The 7594-nt window shown below is 35.1% G+C and carries 7 protein-coding genes and 3 pseudogenes; 3 read left to right on the top strand and 7 right to left on the bottom strand.

Translation table 11 applies throughout. The features are described 5' to 3' along the window. Positions 1–221: pseudogene (locus F3D3_RS24285) on the top strand (DDE transposase); the annotation flags it as partial. Positions 222–415: 194 nt separating this feature from the next. Here F3D3_RS24285 and F3D3_RS18540 read toward each other — a convergent pair. The 4 genes and pseudogenes from F3D3_RS18540 to F3D3_RS24760 all read right to left on the bottom strand — a co-directional run. After that, on the bottom strand, positions 416–769 hold the full coding sequence (locus tag F3D3_RS18540) for a hypothetical protein (protein ID WP_069875949.1): 354 nt from the start codon (positions 767–769) through the stop codon (positions 416–418). Between the two features lie 32 nt (positions 770–801). Next, positions 802–1206 carry a YtxH domain-containing protein gene (locus F3D3_RS18535; protein WP_069875948.1) on the bottom strand — a complete coding sequence of 135 codons (405 nt, stop codon included), beginning with the start codon at positions 1204–1206 and terminating at the stop codon, positions 802–804. Between the two features lie 705 nt (positions 1207–1911). Next, positions 1912–2076, bottom strand: coding sequence for a hypothetical protein (locus F3D3_RS23835; protein ID WP_139132147.1), 165 nt, complete (start codon positions 2074–2076; stop codon positions 1912–1914). An 11-nt stretch (positions 2077–2087) separates the two neighbouring features. Beyond that, positions 2088–2366: pseudogene (locus F3D3_RS24760) on the bottom strand (transposase); the annotation flags it as partial. Between the two features lie 405 nt (positions 2367–2771). Here F3D3_RS24760 and F3D3_RS18530 point away from each other — a divergent pair. Together F3D3_RS18530 and F3D3_RS18525 are read left to right on the top strand one after the other, a co-directional pair. Continuing rightward, positions 2772–3455 (top strand): general stress protein, encoded by a 684-nt coding sequence (locus F3D3_RS18530; RefSeq protein WP_069875947.1) that lies wholly within the window; start codon positions 2772–2774, stop codon positions 3453–3455. Positions 3456–3563: 108 nt separating this feature from the next. Continuing rightward, complete coding sequence (locus F3D3_RS18525; protein WP_069875946.1) at positions 3564–4025, top strand: hemerythrin domain-containing protein; 462 nt, start codon at positions 3564–3566, stop codon at positions 4023–4025. A 107-nt stretch (positions 4026–4132) separates the two neighbouring features. Here F3D3_RS18525 and F3D3_RS18520 read toward each other — a convergent pair whose 3' ends face one another. The 3 genes and pseudogenes from F3D3_RS18520 to F3D3_RS18510 all read right to left on the bottom strand — a co-directional run bounded on the left by F3D3_RS18520 (position 4133) and on the right by F3D3_RS18510 (position 7511). Beyond that, entirely contained in the window at positions 4133–5263 is a 1131-nt protein-coding gene (locus F3D3_RS18520; protein ID WP_069875945.1) for a helix-turn-helix transcriptional regulator, read from the bottom strand. 729 nt (positions 5264–5992) lie between these two features. Beyond that, positions 5993–6163, bottom strand: a pseudogene (locus F3D3_RS23825) (helix-turn-helix domain-containing protein); the annotation flags it as partial. A 154-nt stretch (positions 6164–6317) separates the two neighbouring features. Continuing rightward, entirely contained in the window at positions 6318–7511 is a 1194-nt protein-coding gene (locus F3D3_RS18510; RefSeq protein WP_069875943.1) for an ATP-binding protein, read from the bottom strand. Between the last annotated feature and the right edge of the window lie 83 nt (positions 7512–7594).

The following is a 7594-nucleotide window of genomic DNA, read 5'->3' as shown; positions in this document are numbered from 1 at the left end:
GTAATGAATGGATCAATCTTTACAAAATAAGAACGGTTTGTGAAAGAACCATCGCACAACTTAAATCCTTTATGCAAATCAATATTTCCAAAGTCAATAAAACCTTAACCCTGAAATCAAACATCTTTTTAGCTGGCATCACACAATTGATTGCTTTCATTATCATTCATAAAAGTAAATTAAACATTGGTCATTTGTCTATAAAAACTATGGTTGCATAGAATAACTTACTGCGAAATTGAGTAAGTCTTTATTCTGTTGCGCTTTTTTTTTGAACTTTTTTAGATATTTCAATTTTGCTTGTGGATAACTTTGGTTTTTATTTCGCAACGATCTAAATTCATATTTTTTAGTTTTTAGTTTTTTATTGTCTTTTTCTTAATTTTCTAGATATTCCGGTTAATATTTTTATCCGTTACTTCCTTCTCGAAAGAAAGCTGATTACAACACTGGAGACACCTTCAATAATACCTGCAATGGATGAAACTGTATCACTAGGTGGACTACTGTCAAAAAATGTATCTCTAACACTCTCCGACGTTTCACCTACACTAATCACCGTCTTGTCTATACTTCCGATAAGCTGGGGTAGTTTTTTTACTGCTTCATCAATGCTTACTCCATTATTGTCTAATAACTTGTTGACTTTTCGAAGGGTTTTTATAATATTAACCAAAGCAATAATGAGGAGTACCAACACACCAAAGCCTAAACAAACACCAATAAATACAGCTAAAAAAGCAAGCAAGGCATTAACATCAATTAACATAGAGCTCTCCTTTTGTAATGTGTTTTAATGTTTTATTTGTTTGCTTCATTTTTCACTTTTTCTGCCTTTTCTTCGACAGTACTTGCGACATTGGCAATGCTCGATTTTAGATTATCCCTGACCTCTTCTGCTGATTTGGATACATTATCAAAAGCATCACCCAGATTATCCTTAACTTTATCAACTGTCTCTTTAATTTTTGTTTCTAATGCTTCCTCTTTGTTTAATATAGAATCTTTAACTTCGATTGCAGATTTTTTCACTGTCTTAGCTACTTTATCCACGTTGTTAGAGATATCTACTCTCGTCTCTTTCCCTGATTTTGGAGCAATTAGAACTCCAACCGAGATTCCTACGCCCACTGCTACTGCAGCAATCTTTGCCGCTTTACGTCTTTTTTTTCGTTTTTTTTCTTTGATCATTTCTTTTATAAACATAATATTCTCTCTTTCTTTACAATTTAGACTACCATTTATACTAATATTTATACTAACACTCCCATCTCAACTAATTCGATACATCAGATGATAGCCAGGATTCATATTTCCTGTATAAGTACTGTATCAAATCAAGTACGTAGTTTACTATTAGCACTTTTGACTCAGATTGCATTTATTTTCAATCTTTTGAGACAGGATGCTAAAAAAGGAGAACTTTCGTATAGAACAAAAACAGCCATTTTCTTGAGAATATACTCAAAGGAAACGGCCATTTATTATACGGGAAAGGGATATTTCTATGTCACCGCTAGTGGAAAAACTAAGTTCCGCCGGTCTGCGTAATGCAGTATTGAGTTTAGCGATATCTATCCCTTGTTTTTGTTAGTTTTTTATTTGAGTAAAGCTGGTTTTAAATGGACATCGTCCGGTTGAATAAGCTTTAGATTTAGCCTTTCCAAGAATACTAAGCCTAACTTCTCTTCTGCTACAACATAGGCCGTTTTATTGTTTAATCCTTCACGCGAAACACTGTTGATGTGATTCATGACTAACGTGAGTTTATCTTGTGTAGCATTGGAAATGGACGTTTTTTCGGAAGAATTGTGCGAGTTAAATCAATTCCTGCTCTGGACTTGACTAACTGGTTCTCGTACCACGATTGTTGCAGGCCATAGTCTCACACGCCTAAATGTAGTTTATCATTTAGCGACATAAGATGCTAATAGCTGCGACATTATTCAGGTTAACATATCGACCTTTAGCATCTAAAAATCCTTTTACCGGATGTTTTTCTTTAGAATAAGTCACCTCAGTATCTTCGTATTCAAACACATTGCCAGTGTGATTGATGATAACAGCCATTACCACATAAAGACCCTTTTCATGGGCTGCTTATAAAGCTCTTTAAAAGGGTCTGTCTCTTGGAAGGCTTCTTGTTCTAAATGGTAATCTGATTTAATCGTCACATTATAGGTCTTTGTCTTTGCGCCTTCTTTGTAGGAGCCTTATCGAAGCGGACAGTCTTGACACTTTTTGACGTCAAAGTAGTACGTTAACATTTGATTCTGATCGGCTTTCTTTCTGCGCTTCATGAGTTTCTTTTGAGCCAAATGACCTGCTGGACACACATATAAATCGGCATCTTTGTTAAAGATAAAGCCATTCGAGATGACTGGATGGAGCTTGGCGATTTTTCCATACTCGAAATTGATACATACAATCCGAGTCAAAAAGTGCTAATAGTATACTAGGTAGTTTCTTTGATATATTGTTTTTAAAGGAAAAATGAATCCTGATTATCATCTAATTTATCGGATTAGTTGAGAGAGTATTAGTATAACCCTTGAGGAGATGTCCCCCACTTCTCAAAGTGGGGGTTCATATTCCTAATTCAGTGGGAGTCCAAACGCCCACTGAATGCAATCCGATAGGATTGTGCAAGTGTTACGAAGGTAGCGAAGCGGACTGAGTATACGCTTTGATAGGGTTGATTATAAAAATAAAATGGAATCAATTCAAAAGGACACGTTAAAAAAATTCAATTAGCCCAAAGGAGGCAAACAATGAATAATTTATTTGATTATGGAAACAAGATTACACCATTAACAGGTAACCAAAATTTAGAGACAAATTCTCTATATAACGATAAAGAATCTGGAATATTAGATAGTGAAATAGGTAGAACAGATCATAAATTGGGGAGAGGTGACAGGGATTTGGGTGATGCGGACAGAGTCCTAGTAGGTATTTTTGAATCTGAAAATGAAGCAATCAATGTTATCAAGCGCTTGAAAGAAATCGGATATAGCGAAGATGAAATAACTGTCATAGCAAAAGACAAGGACAAGATGGATCGACTTGAGGACGAAACTGATATAGATACCAAGAACCATGGCGATTCTGACGAAGTAGGCGTAGGTGCCGCAATTGGTGGAGTTCTGGGTGGATTAGTTGCAGCGTTACCTGCGTTAGGTCTTCTCGCAATACCTGGAGTAGGTCCTATTCTAGCGGCCGGTCCGATCGTGAGCATATTAGGTGGAGTCATTGCAGGCGGTGTAGCTGGTGGACTGATTGGTGGATTGGTTGAACTAGGTGTTGATAAACAAGACGCCGAGGCATATGAAAAACAGATTAAGCAGGGAAAAATAGTCATATTTGTTAAAAACAAAGATGACTGGAGTGATGATATTTATGCAACCTACAGACAAAACAACAGTTTAATGGGTGGTTCTACTGGACTAAGATAATTCCGTATTAAAGAGTACGTTATTAATAAGAATCTAGGGATATCACCATTAAGGCTGGTATTCCTATGATTCCTCATATTACGTAATCAAAATCAAAGGAGGCCCCAAATGGATGTTTTAGCTCACATAAAGAAGGAACATAAAGAATTCAAGAAAATGATATCACAAATTGAATCTGCACAAGGTGAAAAGAAAAAAGAGATATTTAGAGAGTTTTATGCAGAATTAAACGGACACCATGAAGCAGAGGAACATGTTGTTTTTCCGCTGGTTAGAAAAAGTGCTAAAGGTAAAGATGATGAGGTTGTACTTGAAATGATAGAAGAGCATAGTCTTGGAAGGCATCAGTTTAGCATATTGGAAAGAACTGCCGTGGACAACGAGACTTGGGACGCAAAGTTTAGCGTACTTAAAGAGGTTCTAAATCACCACATGGAAGAAGAGGAAAATACATTTATGCCTTTAGCTAGGAAAGTTGTACCTAAAGAACATTTAGATAGTATCCTAGATGAATTTGAGTCAGTCCTAGAGACGTACAAAATGAAAAAGAAAGAAAAATTACAAATTTAGCATCTTAAATTGCTATTTGTTTATATAAAACCTCTAAGCTATCTTTTGACATTAGCATAGAGGTCTTTTTTTACTTAAAATTTTTAAATTCCAAATCATTTCTTACGTTATAACTTTTTGGAATAATCTACAAGCTCATCAGGTGAATATATATTTAACTTTTCCATCAGATTTTCTTTGTGCTTATCTACAGTTTTTTTAGATATATCTAAGCTATCAGCAATTTCTGTACGACCGTGGCCTGTGACCAGCTTTTGAAATACTTGCTTCTCTCTTGACGTGAGCTTATTGTATAACACTAAATTCTTCTGTGCTGTGATATTGTCAAAACTAATTACATATCGTACCTCATCTTCATCAGGCATAGAAACCGAAATCGCTGAGACAACAATCCAAGTATAATGGGTTGAGTCTGGAGGCTTGTAACCCATTGTAAGATTTTGCTCTCCACTAGAGTTAAGTTCTTTCATAAAAGGCAGTGGTTTTTTCGTAAAAGCCTTACCATCCTCATGAATGGGATCCGAAAAAAACTCATCCAATGGTTTCTTGTCCATTTGATTGAACGTAAGTCCAAGAATGCTTTCAGCAGATTGGTTAGCTGATACAATTTTCCCATCGCGGTCACAAATAACAATACCATGTGTTATGTTTTCATATATTGTGCGATAGATATGTTCTTCTTTACGAAGGGTTTTTGCTTGTACTTCTTCTGTGACATCGATTAGTGCGGCAATAAATGTATTGCCTTTCTTGTCTTCTCGTACCTCCATATGAACAATAATTGTATCTTCTGTTCTTTGTAGTTCAAACTCAAAGATTTCCTGGGATTGTTTCTTATGTACATTTTTCAGAAAAGAGGTATATTCAGACCAAGATTCAGAAGACATAAATTGTTGAAAATGTTCATTTATAAGGTTTGATTTTTCCACCCCGAACAAACCTACACATGCCGAGTTTACTTGTAAAATAATGCCACTTCTGTTCAGGGTCAAATAGCCTACAGGAGCAGAATCATAGAGAGTAGAGTACTGTAAAAGGAGTAATTCCAAATCTGTTCGAGCTTGTTCCAACTCATCGTTTTGCAATCTAAAACTACTAAGTTCCTCTGCAAGTTCCTGGTTTATTTCCCGTAATCTTGAAAGCGTACCAGGAACACTTAATCTTAGAAAACGATCGGGTAAAAGATCATCTGCTCTACGGTATTGTATCCTTATGGAGCTGTTTTTCTCGTTAATCATAATAATTCCTCCAATTGGTGAGTGATTGTTTATATTGATAACATTGTAACATTTTAACAGTCTACAAGCAAATTTTATTAATCCGGAACTCTATGTATAATAATCTCCTATCTCAGAGAATATGGAAATTATCCCCTTGCTTTAGAACAAATATCATCGTAATCAAAAGCCACCTTTCCTACATATTCGATTACATGTATTGTAAAGCATGCAAAGGACCAAGATAACTCATGATTCCTTTGCATTTATTCACAATATATACAGTCCTTTAACGCTGTTCACTCTTTTATTTACTACTTACCATGCTCAAAACCGATTATGCAAATTTAGTAACTCGATTGTTTTTGATTATTTACTCGTCTTCCACAAAGCCATTGGATGATTTTTGATTCGTTCTAAAATTATTTCGTCTCCAAATAACAGTTCCGAAATATAATCACTGTTTTCAAATCTATCCAAAAATTCTTTCTCATCTTCTGTAAGGACCATTAAATTAGCAATATACGCTTTTACCATTTTCTTTGCCGTTTCCAGTTCAAAATCATCTTTTCTTTTGATCACTGGCAAAAGGTCTGTCTTTATTTTTTGTTTTGTGATTGAGTCAATTGCCGTGGTGTCAAAGGTCTTGTTAATCTCTTTCGCTGATACTGCCGCGTAAAAAATCACTGTCTTTCTAAGAAGCACTTTTTCCGATTCATCAAAGAGTTTAAAATGAATCATATTCCTTGCATGCATAGAATGAAAAGCTCGGGAAAATGAATCAGCTGAGTCGTATCCATATTTGACAGCAACATCAATTACTTTTAAATCCGTATCTTTCAGATCAAGAGCGGCAAACGTTAGTCTTCTTCTTCGTATATATTCTGATAAACCAATGCCTGATAAAAACGAAAACATCCGTATCAATAAAATACGGATACTGTTCATGTCTCGTTCTTGCAATGAGTAACTTAGGGTATGCATCTTTAACCTAGTGGGGCTTTGGCGGATAGTTGGCCGATATTATCTTGTATTATATGAGCCTCAGATTCGATGCAAAAAAACATTGCTATAATCACTCTTTCATAAGCCATTCCAATACATTTATTTGTTTAATTCCATTATGGGAAGTCAGAGGTGTATAATCCATCGTAAGAAGATATTTAGGATTATGGTCCTTAATGGCATTTAACGATGAGAGCTCCCTTTTTAGAGTTTGCTCTTCCATAACTGTCTGAGATACCTGGTAATATGTTTTACCGTCAGCATTAACTGCGATAAAATCAACCTCAGCATCACCAACTTTTCCTACATAAACTTCATAGCCTCTTCTTAAAAGTTCAAGATATACGATGTTCTCAAGGATGTGTCCCATATCTGTATGTCTGGTTCCCAAAAGGAAATAGCGAAGTCCAATATCAGCTACATAATATTTTGAACCAGTTGCAAGATACTGTTTTCCCTTTATATCGTATCTACCAACCTTATATAAAATAAAGCTGTCGGCAAGCGCAGATAGATAACTCTCAATAGTCGGCACGCTTATCTTTCTACCTGAGGATGTCATCGCATTTGCTATCTTTGTATAAGAACACATATTGCCGACATTATCAAAGATAAATTCTACCACACTTTGAAGCATAGACGGATCTGATATTTTCTTTCTTGTAACAATATCTTTAAGAAGAATTGTATTATAAATTCCTTCAAGATATGTTCTGATATCCTTTTTCCCATTAAGTTCAAGTGTTCCTGGAAAAGAGCTATTCTGTAAATAATTCATATATAACGCAGACATGTTGGTATTGTTTGGGTAGGCTGACACATACTCTTTAAATGAAAGCGGCTGCATCTTTATCTCAACATATCTACCTGAAAGTAGTGTTGCAAGTTCTCCAGATAACAGAAATGCATTTGAACCTGTTATATATAAATCCACATTTTTTTTGGCATAGAGCCAATCCACACCTTCTTGGAAATTATTAACATGCTGAACTTCATCAAGAAACACATAATTCTTTTTTTCCTTAATCAATCTGCCTTCAACATACTCATATAGTTTTTTTGATGTGCGTATGTCCCTATAATCGCCATCTTCCAGATTAACATTAATGATCTGTTCTCCCTCTACTCCATGTTCCTTTAAATAACTTTGAAACAATTCAAAAATGGTTGATTTACCACAGCGACGGATTCCAGTCACAACTTTTATTAAGTTTTTATCCTTAAAGCTAATCAAGTCTTCAAGGGTTTCTTTTCTTTCAACCATTGCTTACACCTCTATATCATTATTGTAAACTGATATTATCACAATTCATTCATTATGTCAATTTTGCGATTTTCATTTTACAA

The organism is Fusibacter sp. 3D3 (assembly GCF_001748365.1).
GTDB lineage: Bacteria > Bacillota > Clostridia > Peptostreptococcales > Acidaminobacteraceae > Fusibacter_A.
Note: the sequence above shows the minus strand (reverse complement) of the source record. Positions and strands in the feature narration are given on the sequence as shown.